At 63.6% G+C, this 22,486-nt stretch carries 21 protein-coding genes; 15 read left to right on the top strand and 6 right to left on the bottom strand.

The window, feature by feature from the left end; translation table 11 throughout:
- Positions 1-15 precede the first annotated feature (15 nt).
- A complete protein-coding gene (locus tag ACTWPB_RS25980) occupies positions 16-546 on the bottom strand; it encodes a DUF3558 domain-containing protein (RefSeq protein ID WP_446223139.1) in 531 nt (176 codons plus the stop codon).
- 550 nt (positions 547-1,096) lie between these two features.
- Here ACTWPB_RS25980 and ACTWPB_RS25975 point away from each other — a divergent pair.
- From ACTWPB_RS25975 to ACTWPB_RS25950, 6 genes are all read left to right on the top strand, one after another.
- Positions 1,097-1,417 (top strand): type VII secretion target, encoded by a 321-nt coding sequence (locus tag ACTWPB_RS25975; protein WP_446223138.1) that lies wholly within the window; start codon positions 1,097-1,099, stop codon positions 1,415-1,417.
- Entirely contained in the window at positions 1,417-6,021 is a 4,605-nt protein-coding gene (locus tag ACTWPB_RS25970) for an RHS repeat-associated core domain-containing protein (protein ID WP_446223137.1), read from the top strand. Before ACTWPB_RS25975 ends, ACTWPB_RS25970 begins: the two co-directional genes overlap by 1 nt.
- Positions 6,018-6,851, top strand: coding sequence for a DUF6301 family protein (locus ACTWPB_RS25965; RefSeq protein ID WP_446223136.1), 834 nt, complete (start codon positions 6,018-6,020; stop codon positions 6,849-6,851). Before ACTWPB_RS25970 ends, ACTWPB_RS25965 begins: the two co-directional genes overlap by 4 nt.
- Entirely contained in the window at positions 6,851-7,270 is a 420-nt protein-coding gene (locus ACTWPB_RS25960; protein WP_446223135.1) for a TY-Chap domain-containing protein, read from the top strand. The genes ACTWPB_RS25965 and ACTWPB_RS25960 overlap by 1 nt, the downstream gene beginning before the upstream one ends.
- A 202-nt stretch (positions 7,271-7,472) precedes the next feature.
- Entirely contained in the window at positions 7,473-8,474 is a 1,002-nt protein-coding gene (locus ACTWPB_RS25955; RefSeq protein WP_446223134.1) for an IS481 family transposase, read from the top strand.
- Positions 8,443-8,670, top strand: a complete 228-nt coding sequence (locus tag ACTWPB_RS25950; RefSeq protein WP_446223133.1) for an RHS repeat-associated core domain-containing protein — start codon at positions 8,443-8,445, stop codon at positions 8,668-8,670. Before ACTWPB_RS25955 ends, ACTWPB_RS25950 begins: the two co-directional genes overlap by 32 nt.
- On the opposite strand, the gene ACTWPB_RS25945 is transcribed toward ACTWPB_RS25950, so the two are convergent.
- Both ACTWPB_RS25945 and ACTWPB_RS25940 read right to left on the bottom strand, forming a co-directional pair.
- Positions 8,667-9,917, bottom strand: a complete 1,251-nt coding sequence (locus tag ACTWPB_RS25945) for an HRDC domain-containing protein (protein ID WP_446223132.1) — start codon at positions 9,915-9,917, stop codon at positions 8,667-8,669. The two genes, ACTWPB_RS25950 and ACTWPB_RS25945, sit on opposite strands and share 4 nt — an antisense overlap.
- A gap of 22 nt (positions 9,918-9,939) precedes the next feature.
- Positions 9,940-10,491: a DUF3000 domain-containing protein gene (locus ACTWPB_RS25940; protein WP_446226483.1), complete on the bottom strand. Its 552-nt coding sequence runs from the start codon at positions 10,489-10,491 to the stop codon at positions 9,940-9,942.
- 317 nt (positions 10,492-10,808) lie between these two features.
- Between ACTWPB_RS25940 and hemE the strand changes: the two genes are divergently transcribed.
- Together hemE and ACTWPB_RS25930 are read left to right on the top strand one after the other, a co-directional pair.
- Positions 10,809-11,864, top strand: coding sequence for a uroporphyrinogen decarboxylase (hemE, locus tag ACTWPB_RS25935; protein ID WP_446223131.1), 1,056 nt, complete (start codon positions 10,809-10,811; stop codon positions 11,862-11,864).
- Between the two features lie 23 nt (positions 11,865-11,887).
- Positions 11,888-13,246, top strand: a complete 1,359-nt coding sequence (locus ACTWPB_RS25930; RefSeq protein ID WP_446223130.1) for a protoporphyrinogen oxidase — start codon at positions 11,888-11,890, stop codon at positions 13,244-13,246.
- A gap of 171 nt (positions 13,247-13,417) precedes the next feature.
- Here the strand turns inward: ACTWPB_RS25930 and ACTWPB_RS25925 are convergent, their stop codons facing one another.
- The gene (locus ACTWPB_RS25925; protein ID WP_446223129.1) at positions 13,418-13,825 is read right to left on the bottom strand and encodes a MerR family transcriptional regulator; all 408 of its coding nucleotides are present in this window, start codon (positions 13,823-13,825) and stop codon (positions 13,418-13,420) included.
- 54 nt (positions 13,826-13,879) lie between these two features.
- On the opposite strand from ACTWPB_RS25925, the gene ACTWPB_RS25920 reads away from it, so the two are divergent.
- From ACTWPB_RS25920 to ACTWPB_RS25890, 7 genes are all read left to right on the top strand, one after another.
- On the top strand, positions 13,880-14,842 hold the full coding sequence (locus ACTWPB_RS25920) for an oxidoreductase (RefSeq protein ID WP_446223128.1): 963 nt from the start codon (positions 13,880-13,882) through the stop codon (positions 14,840-14,842).
- Between the two features lie 53 nt (positions 14,843-14,895).
- The gene (locus ACTWPB_RS25915) at positions 14,896-15,054 is read left to right on the top strand and encodes a hypothetical protein (protein WP_378945016.1); all 159 of its coding nucleotides are present in this window, start codon (positions 14,896-14,898) and stop codon (positions 15,052-15,054) included.
- 43 nt (positions 15,055-15,097) lie between these two features.
- Positions 15,098-15,793 carry a hydrogen peroxide-dependent heme synthase gene (hemQ, locus tag ACTWPB_RS25910; RefSeq protein ID WP_446223127.1) on the top strand — a complete coding sequence of 232 codons (696 nt, stop codon included), beginning with the start codon at positions 15,098-15,100 and terminating at the stop codon, positions 15,791-15,793.
- A gap of 456 nt (positions 15,794-16,249) precedes the next feature.
- Positions 16,250-17,788 carry a glycosyl transferase gene (locus ACTWPB_RS25905; protein ID WP_446223126.1) on the top strand — a complete coding sequence of 513 codons (1,539 nt, stop codon included), beginning with the start codon at positions 16,250-16,252 and terminating at the stop codon, positions 17,786-17,788.
- Between the two features lie 73 nt (positions 17,789-17,861).
- Positions 17,862-18,440 (top strand): TetR/AcrR family transcriptional regulator, encoded by a 579-nt coding sequence (locus ACTWPB_RS25900; protein ID WP_446223125.1) that lies wholly within the window; start codon positions 17,862-17,864, stop codon positions 18,438-18,440.
- Entirely contained in the window at positions 18,437-19,633 is a 1,197-nt protein-coding gene (locus tag ACTWPB_RS25895) for an NADH:flavin oxidoreductase (protein ID WP_446223124.1), read from the top strand. Before ACTWPB_RS25900 ends, ACTWPB_RS25895 begins: the two co-directional genes overlap by 4 nt.
- 70 nt (positions 19,634-19,703) lie before the next feature.
- Positions 19,704-20,531 (top strand): SDR family NAD(P)-dependent oxidoreductase, encoded by an 828-nt coding sequence (locus ACTWPB_RS25890; RefSeq protein ID WP_446223123.1) that lies wholly within the window; start codon positions 19,704-19,706, stop codon positions 20,529-20,531.
- A 51-nt stretch (positions 20,532-20,582) separates the two neighbouring features.
- Here the strand turns inward: ACTWPB_RS25890 and msrB are convergent, their stop codons facing one another.
- Positions 20,583-21,020, bottom strand: coding sequence for a peptide-methionine (R)-S-oxide reductase MsrB (gene msrB, locus ACTWPB_RS25885; protein ID WP_446223122.1), 438 nt, complete (start codon positions 21,018-21,020; stop codon positions 20,583-20,585).
- 60 nt (positions 21,021-21,080) lie between these two features.
- Complete coding sequence (locus tag ACTWPB_RS25880; RefSeq protein ID WP_446223121.1) at positions 21,081-22,412, bottom strand: glycosyltransferase family 87 protein; 1,332 nt, start codon at positions 22,410-22,412, stop codon at positions 21,081-21,083.
- Positions 22,413-22,486 lie beyond the last annotated feature (74 nt).

Raw genomic sequence — 22,486 nt, 5'->3', positions numbered from 1 at the left:
TATGTCGGTCGGAGTCTATTTTGGAAGGAGTGGAACGATCGCTTCTGCAATCGGTGAAAGTCGTTCGCACGGCGGTACAGTCTTAGATTTCGTGCTGACATTGAGCATGCCGAGTTGTACAAACCCTGTGCTTGTCGAAAACACGAATGTGCACTCTTCATCTACGTCGTTGAGGCTCTGTCGGTATTTAGTGCCTGAGCGGCCTGCGACCTTCACTTCGGCGAAGTCGACATTTCCGGGCTTGGCTCTCACTTCATCTACGGTATGTACTGAAGATCCCACCGAAATCCCGTAGTTCGGGGGGAACTCGTTCTCTTCCCACAGGCAGATCTTCCACCCCGGCTCTTCTGCTCCGAGGATGCCCGACCGCTTCGATGCGAGGTCGATGTCGAGGCTTGTCAACGTCGAATCCGGGATCTGCGAACACGGATCCCACAACGCCGCAGTCGCCGCCGACAGATCCGTAGTCGAACTCGGTTGCGCGTTCCCACTCTCAGTACTGGAACACCCCGCCACCGCAAACACCCCACACAACACCGTGGTCACCACCACAGACCGTCGCCGCACGAGCATCCTCCGTCTTCCCCGATCACCGAGCCACACCATCCGGCCGAGCCCGCACCAACCCCACGGCCGCCCCGAATGCTCCCCGCACCCGGCACCCCGTCGTTCCGCACAGCCTACGACACCACTCTGCTCAATTCATCCCACTGCCCCAGCCCCATGAAACCTCCACAACAACATCGCGTTCCGCCATGCCGGAGTTCTGCCAACCTTCGACAACATCCCACGGCGACTGCCGACGGATGCGAGTCATGCGGTCGGGGACCTATGTTCACCACCCTGCGCATCACGAACAGTCGGGCACCGAGACGGCACTCCTTCACACCCTTAGACGCACCGAAGTACGTTCTGGTTCCATCGAATTCACCATCGGCATCAACCCTCTCGCATCCGCTACGCTCGGCCATTGGCACGGCGTGCCGCAGGTCGTCGCCGTCAGGCCGACCTGCTCGATCAGGATCGAACACCGCAGGTCACGGTAGGGAGTGCCCGTCGACCAGGGGTGGCATCACGTACGAGGGGTAGGCACCACATGACAAGCGCAGGCCGGGAACTGAGCATCTCCCCGGACAAGATCAAATCCCACGCCACCAACGTCACCTCCGCCGGTTCAGGGTTGACCGAAGCCCTCGAAGCAGCCCAAGCCGTCTCCGCCCCCTCCGACGCCTTCGGCAAACTCTGTGCCTTCCTCGGCCCCTTGTTCGTCGACGCGGTCGAAACCGACGGTATCGACGCCATCCAGGCCGCGATTGGCGCGTTCGGTGACACCAGCTCGAATCTGACCGCGGTCGCCGACGCGTTCACCACCCGCGACAACACCAACGCCACCGCCCTGAAGAACCTCGACGTCTGATGACGAATCCCCTCATCGCCGCCAGGGAAGTCACCACCGACTGGTCCACCGGCATCAGCCTGGTCAGCTCCGTCACTGACTTGTCGGACGCGATCTCGGGCGGTTCCTGGATCGAGGTTGGACTCGGCGTCGTTGGCCTCGGCGCCGAAGCCGTCTCCCTGGTCGTCGACCCCCTCGGCACCCTCGCCGGCTACGGCGTCGGCTGGCTCATCGAACACTGCCAACCCCTCCAGGACGCCCTGGACTGGATCGCCGGCGACCCCGCCCAGATCGAGGCCTATGCCAAAACCTGGGACAACGTCGCCACCCGCATCAGCGAGGTAGCCACAGCCCAAAACGCCGCAGTAACAGCAGACGTCTCGGACTGGACCGGCCAAACCGCCACTGCCTACAAATCGGCGGCTTCCAACACCACGAACCTGCTCACCGCGGCCAATACCGCCGCGACCGCGGCAGCCTCAGCGATCCGTATGGCTGGCGGCATCGTGGCAGCAGTCCGCGAAACTGTCCGAGACCTGGTAGCTCAAACCGTCGGCCGTCTCGCGGTCTGGGCCGCCGAACTGGTGTTCTCGGTCGGTTTGGCGACCCCGCTCGTCGCGATCCAAGCCACCGCCTATATCGCAAAAACAGTGGCGACGATTTCGAAGCTGTTTTCGAAGCTGGCCAAGACGATGGCGAAGCTGAAGCCATTGCTCAAGCAGTTGAAGTCGGCATTCGGTGATATCGCGAAGGCATTCAAGAAGACCCCGTCGAAGTCGTCGAAGAACGCCGACAACACCACAACCAGCCCCGCAGCCACGAAGAACACCGACACCTCGACGACACCCTCGACTACGAAACAGCCTGACACGCCAACGAATCCGGCAACTACAACGGACACACCGTCGAAGACTCCCGATACCCCGGAGACCAAGCCTGCGACCACGCTGACCGATACGACCAAGCCGGATACCAAGCTTCCCGACCAGGCTGATTCCGGCAAGCCCGACCTGAACAAGACCGCCAAACAGACCACTGATTGCAACGACCCCGTCGACGCGGCTACCGGGGAATTCCTCCTTCCCGAAACCGACGTAAACCTACTGGGTGTGTTGCCGTTGACGTTGGCCCGCCGACACCGCTCGTCCTACAGGTTCGGGCGATGGTTCGGCCCTTCGTGGGCAGCGACGGTGGATATGCGGGTTATCGTCGACCAGGTCGGTGTCAAGTTTGTAGGGCCCGACGGTGAGCTATGGCAGTTCCCCCATACGGCCCCGGACGTTGCAGTCGCTTCCGTCCACAAGGGCACTCGTGCAACGATGACGCGCGCCGAGACAGGCGGCTACCGCGTTTATGACCCCGATCGTGAACTGACCTGGGCGTTCTACCCCAACCCGGGTATGGGGGGCCTAGACACCCAGCTGGGCAACTACGCCATCAGCGAGATCATTGACCGCCATGGCAACCGAATTCTGTTCCACTTCAACGATAATGGCGAGCCGACCCACGTTGTTCATTCCGGTGGGTATCGAGTCAACATCAGCGTCACCGAAGACCGGATCACGGCCCTCACTGTGGTCGGTACGCTCGCTGACGGAACCGACGTCAGCAGCCTCGTCCGCGAATTCGGTTATACCGCTGGAGAACTCACTGCTGTTACAAACGGTGTCGGCGCCACAACTACCTATCAGTACGACGCTCAACATCGGATATTGGGTTGGCGTGATTCCCGTGGCACCGAAATGCGCAACACCTACGATACAATGGGCCGTGTCGTCGCGCAGACTGGTACCGAAGGCATCTTGTCGGCTACCTTCGCTTACGAGAAACTGCCCCAGTATGGGCGTACCAGAACACATTACACAAATTCCCGCAGCGGCGTCACTATCTTCGAATTCGACGAAGAACTCTGCTTGCGCTACACAGTCAACCCGCGGGGGGCGACGGTACGCACCGAGTACAACGAGTATCGCCAACCCGTTCAGTACATCGATTCCTACACCAATGTTGTCAGCTACCTCTACGACAAGAACGGTGACCTAACCAGAATCACCCGCCCCGACGGTTTGACAATCACCATCGACTATCAAGGACCGAAATGTCCGGCGACCGTCACCGATGTTGACGGTTCGACCACGTATCGCACCTACGATAGCCGCGGCAATTTAGTTTCGGTCACCGATCCCGATGGTGTGCACACGTCCTACACCCACCATCCGGTCGGTGCTCCGGCAACAATCGTCGAGTCTAGTGGAACGACGATCACCGTCGACGTCGATGGCGCCGGCCTACCGGTTCGGGTCACCAATGCAGACGGTGCTGTAACTCGAATCGCGCGGGACCACTTCGGACGCGCCTGTGCTGTTACCGATGCTCTGGGGCTCACCACTACCTATGTGTATTCCACAGAAGGAAAACAGCTTTCAAGGATCGGTCCCGATGGTACGACCGACTCATGGCAATTCGATGGTGAGGGTAATCTACTCGCGTACGTCAATCCTGTTGGCGGTCACACCCATTACACCTACGGTGCCTTCGATCTCTGTGCCTCTCGCCGCGACGCCAGTGGCGAGACGACGACCTATACCTACGACACGGAACGAAACCTGATCGCAGTCACCAATCCGCTCGGTGACACCTGGAACTACACATACGACGAAACCAATAATGTCGTCTGCTCAAAAGACTACAGCGGCGCTCAGACCACCACCCGCTACGACCTTCTGAACCGCCCAGAAATAGTCACTACGCCCACAGAAGTTGAACTCAGCCACCGATACGACCGCCTCGGCCGACTCACGAGCATCAGAACAAGCACCGACGATTGGATATCGCGCACATATACACCGACCGGTCACATCGCGACCGCCCGGAACGGTCATGGCGACGACACGACCCATGCTATTGCACTCACTCATACCCCGGGCGGCCGACTCCTTTCGCAACAGATGGACGATCAGCCCCCAGCTTTGTACGCCTACGACGCTCACGGCCGCGAAGTCGACTACACCACTCCCAATGGAAATTCGACCAAGAAGCGATATAACACGAGCGGCAGGATCGAAGAGCTAATCGCCTCCGGCCACAAGTTTTCATTTACATTTGACGCTTCGGGTCGTCAGAACAGTTGGCGCACGCCCGTCGTAGGGCAGCATTGGGCGCACAAAGGGACTGGCCATAGGACCGTCCATGAATTGGTACAGCTTGAGCCGGCGACCGGGATACCCACGCAACTAATCCAGCGAGATGAGTACACTTGGCGCGCAGATGGTTTGCTAGATGCGCACATGATCGCTCGGCCAGGGGGCGCCGAGTATCGCAAGTATGAACTCGACTCTCTAGGTCGTGTCAACTACATCATTGATTCACACGCTGGCGTAGTCGAGTACTACAAGTATGATGCACTGTCCAATCTGATCGCCGCGCATATCTCGGATGATCCGGCCTCGGATTCAGAACCCGCCCGCCATCAGTATCGGCATAACATCCTCACGAGTATTGGTGGCGTTACGTACTCTCACGATGCTGCAGGCCGATTGGTGCGCAGAGAGCATCAAAAGGCTGTCGGAGAATCGGATGTATGGAATTTCGAATACGATTATAATGACCAGCTAACGGGTGTATTCACGCCGAATGGCGAGCACTGGCGATACACGTATGATGCTTTTGGTCGACGCGTAACCAAAGAGAACGTCACCGGTAGCGATCGGTACCGGTACACATGGGATCGGACGCACCTTGTCGAGCAATCGGTACAAACGCGGGAATACGCTGAGATTACGGCCTGGGCCTACCAGCCCGAAACTTACATTCCGCTCGCTCAGTCGATATTTCGTGAGGGCGTCGAATCTCAATTCCATGTGATTGTGACGGGAACGGACGGAGCGCCGAAACTTCTCATCGACGGTCATACTGGTACGGCAGTTTCGTACGCAAGCACTACGCTATGGGGCGCACTGACATGGTCGGGCGCCACGTGTCCTCATCGGCTGCAGGGTCAGTACTACGATTCTGAAACGGAATTGCATTATAACCTCCACAGATATTTTGACCCGAAAACTGGGCGATACATCACATCTGACCCCTTGGGATTGGCACCGGCAAATAATAGCTACACATATCCGCGGAACCCCACAGCATGGTCCGATCCGTTGGGGCTGGCACCCGAATCATGCAGCCAAACCTCTTCCCGATCTTCAAACGACCCGCTATTTCGTGGAACTACGAGAGGGTACGAAGGAAACCCAGGGCTCGCGGAGACTGGATGGACACCGACCAGTGAAGACCCAAGGATTGCGACAATTTTTGCGACGGGCTCTGAAGATTATGGCGAGGCGGTCGTTCAAATCGCGAGGGGCGATGATCTTGCTGGCGTTGAGCGGGATATGGATTACGGATATTTCCCGGTCGAACGGGAAGTTCCGGTGAATATCTCGCCGGGAGAATTCAGTTCCCGCGCAAGTATTGAAATACCGGCATCGGCCGCGCGCGAGATTCTCGCAGATATGGGTATCGATATACCTCGACGAATAGATACTGGGAATATGCGTGATATTATGGACGAGACGCCGGCGATGACTGCAGAGCAAATCCAAGAATTCATAGAAAGGGCGGAACGAATATGACCGATAATGCAAAGTTGCAGTTATATGAGGTTGAGATCGAGTCCTCGGGATCGGCCCTCATCATAAATCGGTGCCTTGAGGGTAAGGTAAAACTTGGAGATGTAGTACGTTCTGGTGAGAAGCCAGACGGTACTGTCGTGTTGGTAGGCCCAGTATGGACTGTGGCGCGGATTAGATATCGGCTGAATTCGGACATTAGCTTTGCATCGGCTGGGTTGGGGACCCAGATCAGGCTAGTGGGCGATGAAATGACCAGAATTTCGACATTTGCAAACATCTATACGGAGTCACCCGAAGCCTCTGTGAGCAAAGCGGGTTCCGTGCGTCCCGATCAGGAACTACTGCCGGAATCTTCCCTCAAGAGCAGGCAGATGATTGACAGACAAATCGCTGAAGCGCTTCCAATTGTCACCGGTTATGATTTGTTATGGACCGACGAGAATATGCATCGGTTATGCGAGGAACTGGGCTGGCGGATCAAGACTCATTTCAAGTATGGAGCAGACGTGGATACTGGCCTAGATCTGGCTAGGCCGTTAGCGAGCTGGCGCGGCACGAATGGGTTTGTTAACTACTTTTCGTGGACTGTTATCGACCCAATCCCGAAACCTACTGTCACAACAGTCTCGTACCTATATGATGCTTATACCGACCTTGCCGAGCTGATCGAGTCGGTAATCGGTGCACCCGCTCAGCGGATAGCAGGGGTGTACGGTGAGGTGCGATGGGTATTTCCCAAAGTGATCATTCGTCTTTACATGGGTACCCAGTGGTTCAATATTCAGATGGTTAATCCGTCGTATCAGGCTCGTACCGAAGGTAATCAATAGTGGACATTAAGATTGCCGACTGGGCAGAACTCTCCGCAGCGTTGGCCGTGACCTTCACGCGGATCCCACGCAATGGTTACTTGAGAATAAGTGTCAGTGAAGGCAGTTTTGTTGAGTTTGTCATGCTCCCTGGCGGTCTACGGGCGGAAATTGCAACCCCTGATGATGAGGTGGAATTGGTAGTTCCTGTCGAATCTAAGTCGGGTGAACCGGGTTGGGTTCGTCAATTGGGCTGGCCTGTACGGTATTGCGAGTATGAGGCGCTTGCCGCGGACGTTATCGGAGGGTTGCGCGATGTGCTGAGGGTCGAATCTCCAACAGAACTCTCCTTCGAGGTGCGGGTGCTCTCATCCTCGGCAGACACCTACGATGTGGAAGCACTCAAATACAATCCGCAATCAAAAGTCGAGCACTGGTAAACGGGTGCTTCGGTCAATTCCGATGCCGGTCACCCTGGATGGAAGAAGTGACCAATGTCGTGTGCAAAATAATTGAATGAGTGCGATGTTGCGGGTCATGATGTTGTTGACGCTTGGGCAGGGGTGAGCTGAGGGGACGGATCTCCCGGCGGCAGGATGGAAAACACCACATCCTCCGTCCGCCCGACCGAAAGATCCGTCCGTGACCCACCGTTATGCCCCACTGTCAGTAGAAGGCCGTCGCCGTCTGGTTCAACGTTGCCAGACACGCCCGATCGCCCACGTCGCCGCGGAGATGGGAATCTCACGCCAATGCGCATCGAAATGGGTCAACCGCTACCGACAGTTCGGCGAGGTCGGCCTCGCTGACCGTTCCAGCGTCCCGCACCACCAGCCCACTGCCACCACAGCCCAGGTCGTGGCCCGGATCGAGAGCCTGCGTCGCACAAAGAAGTGGTCAGCCCGACGGATCGCCTTCGAAATAGGTTGCGAGGGTGAACAGATCGCCGTCCGAACGGTCACCCGGCAGTTGGATCGGTTGGGTCTGAACCGGCGCAGGTTCATCGACCCCAGCGGCGCCGACAACCGGGTGTCACGACCCATCATCGCTCGCAGGCCCGGTCACATGGTCCACGTCGATGTGAAGAAGGTCGGGCGGATCCCCGACGGCGGCGGCTGGCACACCCACGGCCGGGGCTCGGCCCACGCCAAAGCCGTCGACGCCGCCAAAAAGCGCGGCGCACGAGCCGGGTACACCTACTTACACTCGGCGGTCGACGGCTACTCCCGACTGGCCTACACCGAAGCGCTCCCCGATGAAAAGGCTGTCACAGCCATCGGATTCGTGCATCGGGCACGGGCGTTCTTCGCCGCTCACGGCATCGTTTTCCTCGAACGGATCGTCACCGACAACGGTGCCTGCTACCGAGCCGGTGACTTCGCCACCGTCCTACAAGGTGCCCGGCATCAGCGGATCCGGCCCTACACCCCACGCCACAACGGCAAAGTGGAGCGCTACAACCGGATTCTGGCCGAGGAGTTCCTCTACGCCCGCGAATGGACCTCCGAACATCAACGAACCGAAGCTCTCCGGATCTGGAATATTCACGACAACTATCATCGACCGCATTCGGCCGCCGGAAACCGACCACCAGCCACCCTGCTCCGGGCCGGTGTCACGAACGTCATGGCCTCATACAGCTAGCGCCACTCTCTGGGGTCAAACTGCCTGGACAGGTCCCGACACCCCCCACCGATTCCAAGGCCAACAACACGACCCCGAAACCGGGCTCCACTACAACAATCACCGCTACTACGACCCCGAAACCGGCCGATACCTCACCCAGGACCCTCTCGGACTTGTTCCCTCCGCCAACGCGAACACATACCCATGCAACTAGTCGACTGCGGGTGTCAATGCTTTGGTCAGAGCAGGGACCGCAAGGGTGCGTTGCCAGTTGCGGGCGCCGCCGGCGAGGAGGAATGCCTCGATCTTCGCTGACAATTCTTCGGACTCCCCGACATTCTTGTAGTCGGGGAGTCCGTCCCAGCACAACCGGCGAACCAGGTCGGGGGACAGGAGGTTCTCGACCGGGATCGAATGTTCGGTGGAGAGCTCGCCCATCGCACCGCGGGCGGTGGTGAGGCGGGCGGCGGCGATGGGGTCTCGGCGTTCCCAGCGGTTGACCGGGGGTGGGCCGTCGAAGGGGAGGGTTAGTGGGGGGAGTTGTTTGTCGGGGAGGGTGCGGCCTCGTTCGACCGCGGCCAGCCAGTCGCGGGAGTAGCGGCGTTGGCGGGGGCCGCCGAAGACGGGGAGGGTGCGGAGTTGGGCGATCGAGCGGGGTTCGCCGGTGGCGGCGGCGACGATGGCCGAGTCGGGGAGGATGCGGGCGGGGGCGACGTCGCGGGCGCGGGCGAGTTCGTCGCGGGTGGTCCACAGTTCGCGCACGATCGCCAGTTGGCGGGTGCGGCGCAGGGTGTGGATGCCGGAGGTGCGGCGCCAGCGGTCGGCCTTGGGGGAGGGTGGGTCCATGGTGCGGACATGTTCGAATTCCTCTGCGGCCCAGTCGAATTTGCCCTGGGTGGTGAGGTCGGAGGCAACCGTGTCGCGGAGTTCGAGGAGCAGTTCGACATCGAGGGCGGCGTAGTTGAGCCACTCGTCGGGCAGCGGGCGGCTCGACCAGTCGGCGGCGCCGTGGCCCTTGCGCAGGGAACGGCCGAGCAGGTTCTCGACCATCGCGGCCAGGCCGACGCGGTCGTAGCCGGCGATGCGGCCGCCGAGTTCGGTGTCGAACAGGCGGGCGGGGCGCAAACCCAGTTCGGCGAGGCCGGGCAGGTCTTGATCAGCGGAGTGCAGGACCCATTCGAGGTCGTTGATCGCCTCGGCCAAGGGGGTCAGGGCATCGGTGACGGGAATCGGGTCGATGAGGAACGAGCCCGCGCCTTCGCGGCGGAGCTGGATCAGGTACGCCCGTGCCGAATAGCGGAAACCGGACGCGCGTTCGGCGTCGACGGCCAGAGGGCCGGTGCCTGCGGCGAGAGTTTTGGCGGCCGCGGCGACCTCGTCGGCAGTCGCCAGCACAGGTGGAACCCCCTCGGCAGGGACGAGCAGTGGCTCTGCTGCGGTGGGTTCCTCGGCGACCGACATAGACGTGAACTCTACGTGGCGATCAAGGGTGATCGGTGCGGGTATAGGACTCCGGTCGTAAATGGGTGACCCCGGCGGGTGGCAACCCGGCGGCAAAGGCCAGCACCTCGCAGAACGCTTCGACATGCCGGCGCATCTCGGTGGTCGTCGCGGTCCACGACGCGCGCAGTTCGAGCTGGTGGGCGCGGGGTGGGCCCGCGATATCGCCGTAGCGGACCGAGCTGGTCGCGGTGACCGTGCCGCCGAGGGCGGTGAACGGTTCGCCGCGCGATTCCAGGGAGTCGACCAGCCAGCTCCACGCCACCTCGGGTAATAGCGGGTCGGCGGCAAGTGCGGCGTCGATGTCGGCCTGGATGTAGGCGACGAGCCGGAACACACCGTTCCAGGCCTCGTCGCCGTCGGGGTCGTGTAGCAGGATCAGCCTGCCGAACGCGTCGCCCTCGGAGTCGGTGGGCACCACGGGACTGTCGGGGTGGATGACCTCCGCTCCGAGCGCATAGGAGAACGGCGCCAACCGTTGCGGAGGACGGATAGGCGCCAGCTCGATTCGGGGGTGCACTGTTGCGGTGCCCATCGCATCGACCGCCGCCCGAAAAGGAGCAGGCTCGCGGGGCGTTCCCCCGGTCGGTGCGGCGCCGTCGCGGATGTCGAGCGGTGTCACGAGGAGGAACGGTAGACGGTGGGCGCCCGACGCCGTCGGAGGCGCGCCGCCGTGCGCGTTGCGTGCCGTTGACGTTGCGGAGGGTGCATTCTCGACGTCGGTGCGATGCACGATGTGCGACGCGAACGGGTGTGGCGGGTGTCGGGTACGCGGCGGGTCGAACGTGTGGTTCGTCCCACACCTGCCTGGCTGTGGGGTTCGTCCGGGCTCGACGCTTAGGATGAACGGCGATGAGCACTTACACCCGCCGCCGGTTGACCGATGCCCCTTTCCTGGCCGCCGCCACCGGCGCGACGCCCAGCAGGCGCCCGGTGTGGTTCATGCGTCAGGCCGGCCGGTCACTGCCGGAGTACCGCGAACTGCGCAAGGGCATCGGCATGCTCGAGTCGTGCTTCGACCCGGAGCTGGTGTGTGAGATCACCATGCAGCCGATCCGCCGGCACGGTGTCGATGCGGCAATCCTGTTCTCCGACATCGTCGTTCCGCTCAAGGCCGCGGGCATCGACCTCGATATCGTGCCCGGCGTCGGCCCGGTCATCGCCTCGCCGGTGCGTACCGAAGCCGATGTGCGCGCGCTGCCGCGACTGCGTCCCGAAGAGGTCGGCGCGGTCACCGAAGGCGTGCGACTGCTCACCGACGCGCTCGGCGACACCCCACTCATCGGGTTCGCGGGCGCTCCGTTCACCCTCGCCTCCTACTTGGTGGAAGGTGGGCCCAGCAAGCAGCACGAGCGCACCAAGGCGATGATGCACGCCGACCCGAAGACCTGGCACGCCCTGCTCGGCGCCCTCACCGACATCACGATCGCCTTCCTGCAGGCCCAGTTGTCGGCCGGGGTCGACGCGGTGCAGCTGTTCGATTCCTGGGCGGGCGCGCTGTCGCTGGCCGATTACCGCGAGTACGTGCTGCCGCATTCGGAGCGAGTGTTCGCCGAGGTTGCTTCGGCGGGCGTGCCGCGCATTCACTTCGGCGTCGGCACCGGCGAACTGCTGGGTGCCATGGGTGAGGCCGGTGCGGATGTGGTCGGTGTCGACTGGCGAGTGCCGCTCACCGACGCGGTGCGTCGGGTCGGTGCCGGAAAGGGCTTGCAGGGCAATCTGGATCCCGCGATCCTGTTCGCCGGGTTCGACGCGGTCGAGGCCGAGACTCGGCGGATCCTGCGGGAAGCCGACGAGGCGATCACTCTCGGTGCGACCGGGCATATCTTCAATCTGGGCCATGGCGTGCTGCCCGATACCGATCCTGGTGTGTTGACGGCACTGGTCGAGTTGGTGCACTCGCTGTAAATCCGCCCCGCTACGGTCGTGGCATGAGGATCGCGGTCGTCGGTGGCGGAATCAGCGGGCTCGTCGCGGCTTATCGGTTGCGACAGCGGCTGGGGGATGATGTCGACATCGTCGTGCTCGAACAGAGCGGGCGGGTCGGCGGAGTACTGCAGACCCGCGAATTGGCCGGGGAGCCAGTCGATCTCGGTGCCGAGGCGTTCGTGGGGCGCAGGCCCGAGGTGATCGAGTTGATGAGCGAACTCGGCCTGGACGAGCAGTTGGTGCGGCCTGCGGGGAAGCGGCCGCTGATCTGGGTGCAGGGGGCGGCGCATCCGCTGCCGGGGCGCACGCTGATGGGGATTCCGTCCGATGCCGAGTCGCTGCGCGGGCTGGTCGACGATGCGACGCTCGATCGCGTCGCCACCGAGGAGCAGCGTCCGATGCACTGGGAACCGGGCGCTGACATCGATGTGCAGACCCTGGTGGGCGACCGATTCGGCAGGCAGGTAGTCGAGCGGAGCGTCGATCCGCTGCTCGGCGGGGTGTACGCCGGGATCAGCGCCTCCATCGGCGTCCGCGCCGCGCTACCCACCCTGGCCGAGGCGCTCGACAACGGCGCCTCCAGCCTCACCGAGGCTGTCCGCGTTGCGATGCCCGCCCCCAGCTCAGCCCCCGTATTCGGTGGGCTGCGTGACGGCTACGGTGCCCTGCTCGCCGCACTGACCGAAGCCTCGGGAGCCCGATTGGTCATGACCACGGCCGCGACGCGCGTAGCCCGCGCATTGCGGGGTTGGGTGGTCGACCCGCTCGGAGCCGTCGACGCCGTCGTCATCGCGACGCCCGCCCCGGTCACCGCCCGGCTCCTGCACTACGTGGCGCCCGAAGCGGCGCGGGCGGCCGCCGGTATCGAGCTGTCCTCCTCGGCGCTCGTCGCCTTGGCTCTCCCGCGTGACACCCCCCTTCCGGACAACTCCGGCATCCTCGTCGCGACCGGAGAACCTTTGCGCGCCAAGGCCTTCACCCTGTCCAGCCGCAAATGGCCGCACCTGGCCGAGCGCGACGTCGCCCTCGTCCGCGCCTCCTTCGGCCGCCTCGGCGACGACAAACCGCTCTCCTGGACCGACGACGACCTCATCGCCGCCGCGATCGCCGACCTGACCACCGTCACCGGCATCCCGATCACCCCACTCGAGGCCGTCGCCCAACGCTGGCCCGGCGGCCTCCCGCAATACGCCCCCGGCCACACCGACCGCATCGCCACCCTCGAATCCGCTCTCACCCCCCTCGACGGCCTCGCAGTAGCGGGCGCCTACCTCCACGGCGTCGGCGTCCCCGCCTGCGTGGCCTCGGGCACGGCAGCGGCCGGTCGCATCGCGATGTCGCTGGCGTCGCGCGTCGATTAACGACTTCGTTCGCAGTGGTGTCGCGCCGTGTCGTTGCGTGTTCGTCGACGACCGAACGTGGACACCGACCAGACATTTTGGGTCGCCGAGTCGGCTGCGTCATCCTGAGTCGTGCCGCGACGGTAGGCAGGACGACCGGCACATATGCCAGGGAGCGGATTTGGTTCTCTGTCAGGCCGGTGGCACGGGGGACCAGACGCCCGCCGCGGTTCCGTCGTCGACATGCTTGCGATACGTGAGGACCTTGTTATGGATCACTTCGAGATCGGCCGTCAGTTCGGCCAGTCTGTCGCGAACAGACCGTTCGTGAGCCTCGAGTAGGGACAGACGGTCCCGCTCGTTTCCCGGACCCGAGCGAACGAGCCCTGCGAAGGTTCGCAGGGTCGCGATGGGCATTCCGGACTCGCGCAGGCGGTTGCAGAGCAGGAGCCATTCGACGTCGGCCTGCGCGTATACGCGCTGACCACCGGAGGACCGAGGGATCGGGCGCAACAAAAGTTCTTCCCGTTCGAAATATCGCAAGGCGTGCACCCCGAGGCCGGTGGCCCGACCGACGTCACCGATAGACAGACCGTTCACCGTACGTCCTCACAGCTTGACCTAGATCGCACTCTAGATTTTACCGTCGGGCGCATGGCGATCACACACCAGCACAGAATCAGTAGCGGGTTCGGGCCGCGCAGCACGGCCGAGGAGGTCGTCGACGGCATCGACCTGACGGGGAAGACGGTCATTGTCACCGGTGGCTACTCAGGTCTCGGCAAGGAGGCCACCGTGGCGTTGGCGCGTGCCGGGGCGCACGTCGTCGTGCCTGCCCGTCGGGTCGAAATGGCTCGAAAAGCACTGCGCGACACCGAGAGTGCGGAGGTGGCTGAACTCGACTTGGCCGACCTCGACAGTATTCGGACGTTCAGTGAACGATTTCTCGATACCGGCCTGACCATCGACGTCATCATCGCGAACGCAGGGGTCATGGCCTACCCGCGCCGGCATGTCGGGCCGGGCTGGGAAGCGCACTTCGCGATCAATCATCTCGGACACTTCGCACTGGTCAACCGATTGCGTCCGGCGCTGGCTCAGAGCGGAGCTCGCGTGGTGGCGGTGGCGTCGTCCGGGCACTTCCTGTCCGATATCCGCTGGAACGATCTGCATTTCAGCCGCGATTACGACATCTGGAGGGCCTACGGTCAGTCCAAAACCGCCAACGCGCTGTTCGCCACCCACCTCGACGTGATCGGTGCGGTGGCGGGGGTCCACGCGTATTCCGTGCACCCGGGCAGCATCCTCACACCACTGCAACGCAATATCCCCCGTGCGGAACAGGTCGCGCAGGGTTGGATCGGCAGTGAAGGTAGCCGGGCTGACGGCTTCAAGACCCCGGCGCAGGGGGCGGCGACAGCAGTCTGGGCAGCGACCGCCGCACCGCTCGCAGCGTTCGGGGGTGCCTATTGCCAGGATTGCGATGTCGCCGAACTCGCCACCAACGACGACATGCTCGTCGGCGGCGTAAAGCCGTGGGCCGTCGATGCCGTCTCTGCCGCGCGTCTGTGGACTCTGTCCAGCGAGCTCACCGGACTGGACAGCTTCTCCGGCTGACCAGCGGCGTGTCATCGGACATCGGCGATAGCGATGCTGCATGATCGCCCGCTGTGGCCATCAATGGTGAGCAGAACAGCGGACGGATCCTGATTCTCGATCCCGATCTCGGGCCCGTCGAACTTCACGCGGGTGAGGTGACGACGGTGACCTCGGTGTTCGGCAGTGATGAATCGTCGCCGTGGCGGGCGAGTAGGCCGGTGGGGGACTGAGCCCCACCGGCGGGCGAAAACGCCGCAGTGGCACCATAGATCCATGGCGCGACTCGACTACCAGGCTCTCAACTCCTCCATTCGCTACCTGATGTTCTCGGTGTTCCAGGTTCAGCCGGGCGTGCTCGGCGAGGACCGGGCGGGGGCGATCAAGGAGGCGCGGGCGTTCTTCGACGGGCTCGCCGACAAGGGTGTGGTGCTGCGGGGGATCTACGACGTGGCGGGGCTGCGGGCCGACGCCGATTTCATGCTGTGGACCCATGCCGAGCGGGTCGAGGATCTGCAGGCCGCGTACGCCGATTTCCGGCGCACGACCGAACTCGGCCGGGCGAGTGCCCCGATCTGGAGCAACGTCGCGGTGCACCGGCCCGCGGAGTTCAACAAGAGCCACATCCCGGCGTTCCTGGCGGGGGAGGACGCGGGGAACTACATCTGCGTCTACCCGTTCGTGCGGTCCTACGAGTGGTACCTGCTCCCTGACGAGGAGCGTCGCAAGATGCTCGCCGACCACGGTAAGGCCGCGCGCGGGTACCCGGATGTGCGGGCCAACACGGTGACCTCGATGGCGCTGGGCGACTACGAGTGGATCCTCGCGTTCGAGGCCCCTGAGCTGCACCGGATCGTCGATCTGATGCGTGATCTGCGGGCGACCGAGGCTCGGCTGCATGTGCGCGAAGAGGTGCCGTTCTTCACCGGGCCGCGGGTCGAGGTCGAACAGCTGATCACCGCACTGCCGTAGCGGCGGAAACGCCGAAGGCCCGGTCATGGAGCGGGCCTTTCTCATCGGCCTGATCTTGCCGCGGTCACGCATTCACGTATCGTGAGCGGGCTGATTGTGGCAATGACGGTGAGAGAGATTCGCGCGTGGTACCAGGGCGGGGAACGGATCGGACCGAAGAGGGCCGATCCGCTATAGCGGCTATCGATCGAATCGCACCGGAAACGGGTGCGTCGCGCCGCACTCCGGCGCGGTGGCTGCGTTCGGCGCGCAGCGACCTGATCGTCGCCGGATGCTACTTGTCGCTCGGTTTTCGTACTCGCCGGGCTGTGGTCGAACCCCCGAAGTGGCTACCTGAGCAAGAGCGATCAGGACCAGACGCTTTTCGAGTGGTTCTACGCCCTCACGGCACGAAACATCACCCACCTGGCGAGTCCGTTCAGCACCCAGTTACAGAATTATCCCGACGGCGTGAACATGATGGCCAATACCACCATGTATGGCTGGGGGGTACCCTTCACGCCGGTCACCCTGCTTTTCGGGCCGACCGTCACTTTCGTGTCGGCGCTCACCTTCGGCCTGTTCGGGACGGCGTTCGCCTGGTATTGGGTGTTCTCGCGTGAACTGGTGACCGACAAATTCGCCGCGGCCGTCGGCGGTTTGTTCTGCGGCTTCGCACCCGCGATGATCGCGCATACCAATGGGCACGCGAATTTCGTTGTCCTCGTGTTGCTTCCGCTCATCGCTGTGCAGGTCATCAAAATGGCGCGGCACGCGGAGAACGCCGCCGGGGCGCGACCGGTGTGGCAACCGCGCGCGGCCATCGTGCTCGGACTGCTGGTCGCTGTGCAGCTCACGCTGGGTGAGGAGTCGCTGCTGATCTTCGCGCTCGGCTTCGCGGTCTTCGCCTTCGCCTACCTGCGCACCCGGCGCGCCATCGCGCTCACGCTGCGCGCGGTGGCCCCGCCGGTCCTGCTCGCGGCGCTGATCACGCTGACGCTCACCGGTTTCGGGCTGTGGTGGCAGTTCGCCGGACCGCAGTCGCATCGATTCATCGGGATCGGCCGGGTCGGCAACGACATTCTGTCGCTGTTGCAGTTCTCGCCGGAATCGGCGGGCAGCATGGTCTCGTTCGGCCCCGACGTGAGCATCAGTCCGACCGAGGACAACACCTACTTCGGTTGGCCGCTACTGCTGCTCGTCGCCGTGACCGCGTTCTTTCTGCGGCGCGAGCGCATTGTGCGGGCCGCCGGGATCGTCATCGTGGTGTTCACGACGCTGTCGCTCGGCATTGTGCTGTCCTTCGACGGCGTCGTGCGCTTCGGCGACGGCGACTTCGCGATGGTGCCGATGCCGTGGCTGGCTTTCGGGTGGATCCCGCCACTGAACGGGATCGTCGAATCACGGTTCGCCATGGCAGCCATTCCGGCCATCGCGATAATCCTGGCCCTCGGCACCCAGCGGGCGATCGAATTGCGGCGCACCTCCGCCACCATGCGGCGACCCGTTGCCTGGTTCGGCGCCCTGACCTTCGCGTTGCTGCCCATCGCGCCGACCATGCTGCCCGTTGTGGAACGCCCTCCGGCGCCCGCGTTCTTCGCCGACGGCACTGTGCGGCAGTATGTTTCGGACGGCTCGTTGGTGATCGTGCCGCCGCCTTCCTCGGGGGACGCCATCGCACTGCGGTGGCAGGTCGACGCCGACTTCGCCTTCCCGCTCGTCGGCGGCTACTTCGTCGGCCCGAGCGGCGCGGACCACGGGGCCGGTTATGGTGCCGACCCCCGACCCACCGCGGTTCTGCTCATGCTGGTCCGGATGCTCGATACGGTTCCGGTCATCGACCGAGCTCTGCGCGAGCAGGCCGTCTCCGACCTGCGTTTCTGGGGCGCCGATGTGGTGGTGTTGCCGCCGGCGAAGAGCAGTGATGCCCTGCGTCGCACAGTGGATGACCTGCTCGGCTCACCGGCCGAGCAGGTGGACGGTGTGTGGGTGTGGGACGTGCGCGGTCTCGTTTGACCGGGGCGGAGCATCCAGCCATTGATTGAAACAGTGATTGAAATGTCGATTGAAACGTGTTTCACTTCTGGGTATGGTCGATGAGGTCAAGACGGGGACGCGGCAGCGACTGCTGATCGCCGCCGAATCATTGCTGCTGACCGAGCCCTACGACGAGGTCTCGGTGCGCGGCATCTGTGCCGCCGCCGGTGCCAACGCCGCCGCGGTGCACTACCACTTCGGATCGAAGGAAGCCCTGGTCGGTGCGCTGATCGAGGACCGGTTGGGGCCGCTGTGGGCCGATGGTCTCGCCCGCGCGAGCGCGGGGCGCGATCCGCTACCCGCCGTCGTCGACACGATCCTGGCCCCCTTCGTCCAGCTCGCGGGAGATCCCTTGGGCCGCTTGCATCTTCGACTGCTGTCCAGGTTCGTCCTCGGACGGCATCTCACCACGTGGCAAGGCCCGTGGTTTCGAATGGGCACCTGGGCCACGCTGCTCCCGGAGCTGGATGACCGGGAGAGCCGCCGTCGGTGGATGCTCGCCTTCGATCTGATCATCATGCGTTTCGGCAGCCCCGAAATCGAGGAACACGGAATGGCGCAGCCGGACCTCGAGACACTGCGAGATTTCGTGGTGGCCGGTTTGACCGCGCCGACGGGAGAACAGCGATGAACGACATCTTCGCACCGGCCACCCTGGGTCCGATCACCCTGCGCAACAGGGTGATCAAGGCCGCGACCTTCGAAGGACGCACGCCCGACGCCCTGGTCACCGAGGAACTGATCGACTTCCATCGGGAGGTCGCCGCCGGCGGTGTCGGCATGACCACCGTCGCGTATTGCGCGGTCGCGCCGGGCGGTCGCACCGATCGGCATCAGATCTGGATGCGGCCGGAAGCCGTTGCGGGACTGCGGAAGCTGACCGATGCCGTGCACGCGGAGGGTGCCGCGGCCTGCGCGCAGATCGGTCATGCCGGACCGGTGGCCAACGCCGCCTCCAATCGAGTGCCCGCGCTCGCGCCGAGCCGGATGTTCAACCCGCTCGGCATGAGATTCACCAATACTCCCACTGTCGCCGAGATCGCCGAAACCGTGGCCGCGCACGCCGAAGCCGCACGCCTGGCCGAGCAGGCCGGATTCGACGCGGTGGAGATTCATTTCGGCCACAACTATCTGGCCAGCTCGTTCCTGAGTCCGGTGCTGAACCGGCGCAAGGACGCCTACGGCGGATCCCTGCTCAATCGGGCCCGGATGGCGCGTGAAATCGCTTGTGCGGTCAAGGATGCCGTGGGTGATCGGATCGCGGTCACGGCCAAGATCAATATGGAGGACGGTCAGGCCGGTGGCCTCACCATTCCCCAATCGCTCCAGGTGGCCGCCTGGCTCGAGGCCGACGGCGCGCTCGACGCCCTCGAATTGACCGCGGGCAGTTCGCTACTGAACCCGATGATGCTGTTCCACGGCACACCACCGCGCCGCTCCTTCGCGAAAGTCTTGCCCGGCCCTGCCCGCCTTGGCTTTCGCCTGGTCGGGAAGTCCTTCTTGAAGGAGTACCCGTACCAGGAGGCCTACCTGCTCGAGCGGGCCCGCCACTTCCGGCGCGCGCTGTCGATGCCGCTGATCCTGTTGGGCGGCATCACCAACCTCGACACCATGCGCCTGGCCAGGACCGAGGGCTTCGAATTCGTCGCCATGGGCCGGGCCCTGCTGCGCGAACCGAATCTGTTGCGCCGCATCCAAACCGATGAATCCACGCGCTCGGCATGCGTGCACTGCAACGAATGCATGCCCACCATCTACTCGGGCACACGCTGCATGTACCGCCCCACCCTTTCGCGCGAGCCGATTCAGCTGACCCTCGGCTGACACACCCGAGGGAACAGGCACCATGAGTGGACCGCTGTCCGCTATACAGCGAATAACTGGGAGATCGTGCATGCGGATCGAGGGCAGCGTCTTCGTCGTCACCGGAGCGGGGAACGGCATCGGACGATGCGTCGCCTTGGAGCTGATCGCCCGCGGCGCGGTCGTGGTCGGTGCTGATCGTGATGAGCAGGCGCTGGCCGCCACCGCCGCACTGGTCACCGACCGCGCGCGCTTCACCGCCCACCCGATCGATATTTGCGACCGTGCCGCCGTGGCCGCGTTCCCCGCCAGCGTGATCGCCGCCCACGGACAAGTCGACGGCCTGTTCAACATCGCGGGAATCGCCCAGGAACTCCAGACCGTCGCAGACCTCAGCGACGCTCGGATCGAGACGCTGATGCAGGTGAACTTCTTCGGCGCGGTGTGGATGTCGCGAGCCTTCCTCCCGCACCTGCTGCACCGCCCTCGGGGCGTCATCATGAACACCTCGAGCCTGTCGGCGATCGTTCCGGTGCCCGGCTCAGCGGTGTACGGCGCGTCCAAGGCCGCGCTCGCCGTGTTCGGTTACGGCCTGGCGCAGGATTTGCGTGGCCGCTCGAATGTCACGGTGACCACGGTGCTTCCGGGTTCGGTCTGGACCGACCTGGTGCGCAAGGTCGCTCAGCAAATGGATGCCCCCGAGTGGCTCGCCAAAGGATTCTCGGCCAAGCCCGAGCAGGTGGCGCGCCGCATCGTCGATACGACCGCGAAGGGTCGGGGCCGTGTCGTGATCGGCAAGGACGCCCACGTCTACAACGCGGTCCGACGGCTCAGCACCCGGCTGGCCGATCGGCTGTCGTACTTGCAGGTCGGTCATGGTGTCTACCCCAAGCGCACCGCGCCCGCCCGCAGCAACTGACCACCTACCCATGGCGGCGGTGGGCTTCCCGAGCGATTGAGCTCCAGTGTTTCAGCTGGTAGACCCCTCCGTGGGCTGCAAGCGCAACGCGATCGAGTTGATGCAGTAGCGCTGATCGGTGGGGGTGGGGTAGCCCTCGCCCTCGAAGACATGTCCGAGGTGGCTGTGGCAGTTCGCGCAGATCACCTCGACGCGGCGCATACCCAAGGTCTTGTCGGCTTTCAGGATCACCGCGCCGGAATCGGCGGGATCGAAGAAGGACGGCCAACCGCAGTGCGAGTCGAATTTCTCTGTGCTGCGGAACAATTCGGCGTCGCAGGCGCGACAGGTGTAGACACCCTCGGTCTTGGTGTCGGTGTATTCGCCGATGAACGGGCGCTCGGTGGCGGCCTCGCGCAGGACGGCGTATTCCTCGGGATCCAGTTTCGCCCGCCATTGCTGCGGCGTCAGCTGGATACGCGGCGTGGGCAACGAAGTATCGGAACTCATGGCTCCACGCTAATAGGTTCGGCCGGTGCGCGCCGTGAGCGGTGCGTCACCGGCCGATAACTACTTGAGCGCGGGCTCGCGTTCCTCGACCGGCGCCACCGGATCCTCGTGGTGCGGCGGGGTTTCGGCGACCGGCGCGACGGGCACCGGTTCATCGGTGCCGTCGCGCGAATCGGGCGCGCTCGTCATCCACGTCGGGTCGATCCCGAACTGCAGTCTGCCCTCGCGACGCGCGGCCAGGTAGCGGTCACCGAGCACGCAGAACACGACGATGAGCAGCAGCCCCCAACCGAAGGTCACCCGCAGGTATTCGAGGTTGCGGCCGACGCCCTGCCAGCGATCCGAGAGCCACTTGTCGTAGGTCATGAACCCGAAGATCGCCAGCCAGGCGGGCCAGTTGCGCAGCAGAGAATTTCGCAGCACCACCGTCATCAGGAACGGGAACAGCATCATCGAGTAGTACATCTGGCCCAGCGAGGGCAGCAGGAACGACGCGGTGAGCAGCACACCGGAGAACGTGGTGACGAAGAACAGGTCGTCGTGGCGGTAGTAGCGCCACAGCAGCCACAGCGACACCGCGACCACACCGACCATGACGGCCTGAACGAGCAGGATCAGCCCGTGCGGCAGCCCGTAGTAGAGCCCGTTGCCGCTCACCGAACTGTTGAAGTAGTCGCGTGTCTTCGCCAGATACGGCACGACATGGGTGAAGAATTTCTCGGGGTCCTTCGACAACGGCCAGGCGATAGCGGTGAGCGTCAGCGGCACACCGAGCGCGGTGATGAACACCTTCCACTGGCCGCGAACGGCCGCGACCAGCAGCAACGGCGCAAGCGTCGGTTTCACCGCGATACTCAAACCCAGCGCCACACCGGCCCAGAGGTCCCGACGCGCCAGCAGCAGCGTGATGAACAGCAACTCGGCCAGCAGCAGACAGCCGTTGACGTTGGTGAAGACCAACGTGTTGGTCACCGTCTCGGAGGTGAACATCGCCAGCAGCAGCGCGGGCGCGGCGATCGAGCCGAGACCGAACTTGAACAGGCGAAGCAGCAGGTACCAGGCGAGCAGGATCGCGACCGCGTTGAGCCCGATGAACAGCCATCGCGACAGTTCGTAGTCGATGATCGCCACCGGCGCGATCAGCAGCGTTCCGCTCGGATAGTAGAGATAGTGCGGGTCGACCGACGAGAAATCGGCGGTGTACAAAGGCCTGCCGTTCAGGAACTCGAACGAGGCGTTGTACACCGGCCGGTAGTCGTCGGTGACGAAACCGTTGATGGCCTTGATGAAGACGCGGTTCAGCACCATCATGACCGCGAAGGGCCAGAGCGCGAACTTGATCACCTCGGCGGAGGTGCGAGCGGTACGAGGCTCGAGCTGTCGGAACAACACTGGGGCACGGTACACCGGATCTGGTTGCGATGGTGTCGCCGGACCCGGATGACGCGCCGGATCCGGGTGGTTGC

The organism is Nocardia sp. IBHARD005 (assembly GCF_052814245.1).
The sequence above is the reverse complement of the archived record's forward strand: the minus strand, read 5'-3'. Positions and strand labels throughout refer to the sequence as shown.

Coding starts and splice junctions, on each gene's coding strand:
- ACTWPB_RS25975 (WP_446223138.1), top strand. CDS start 1,097: ATGACAAGCGCAGGCCGGGAACTGAGCATCTCCCCGGACAAGATCAAA.
- ACTWPB_RS25970 (WP_446223137.1), top strand. CDS start 1,417: ATGACGAATCCCCTCATCGCCGCCAGGGAAGTCACCACCGACTGGTCC.
- ACTWPB_RS25965 (WP_446223136.1), top strand. CDS start 6,018: ATGACCGATAATGCAAAGTTGCAGTTATATGAGGTTGAGATCGAGTCC.
- ACTWPB_RS25945 (WP_446223132.1), bottom strand. CDS start 9,917: ATGTCGGTCGCCGAGGAACCCACCGCAGCAGAGCCACTGCTCGTCCCT.
- ACTWPB_RS25940 (WP_446226483.1), bottom strand. CDS start 10,491: ATGGGCACCGCAACAGTGCACCCCCGAATCGAGCTGGCGCCTATCCGT.
- hemE (WP_446223131.1), top strand. CDS start 10,809: ATGAGCACTTACACCCGCCGCCGGTTGACCGATGCCCCTTTCCTGGCC.
- ACTWPB_RS25930 (WP_446223130.1), top strand. CDS start 11,888: ATGAGGATCGCGGTCGTCGGTGGCGGAATCAGCGGGCTCGTCGCGGCT.
- ACTWPB_RS25920 (WP_446223128.1), top strand. CDS start 13,880: ATGGCGATCACACACCAGCACAGAATCAGTAGCGGGTTCGGGCCGCGC.
- hemQ (WP_446223127.1), top strand. CDS start 15,098: ATGGCGCGACTCGACTACCAGGCTCTCAACTCCTCCATTCGCTACCTG.
- ACTWPB_RS25905 (WP_446223126.1), top strand. CDS start 16,250: ATGATGGCCAATACCACCATGTATGGCTGGGGGGTACCCTTCACGCCG.
- ACTWPB_RS25900 (WP_446223125.1), top strand. CDS start 17,862: ATGGTCGATGAGGTCAAGACGGGGACGCGGCAGCGACTGCTGATCGCC.
- ACTWPB_RS25895 (WP_446223124.1), top strand. CDS start 18,437: ATGAACGACATCTTCGCACCGGCCACCCTGGGTCCGATCACCCTGCGC.
- ACTWPB_RS25890 (WP_446223123.1), top strand. CDS start 19,704: ATGCGGATCGAGGGCAGCGTCTTCGTCGTCACCGGAGCGGGGAACGGC.
- msrB (WP_446223122.1), bottom strand. CDS start 21,020: ATGAGTTCCGATACTTCGTTGCCCACGCCGCGTATCCAGCTGACGCCG.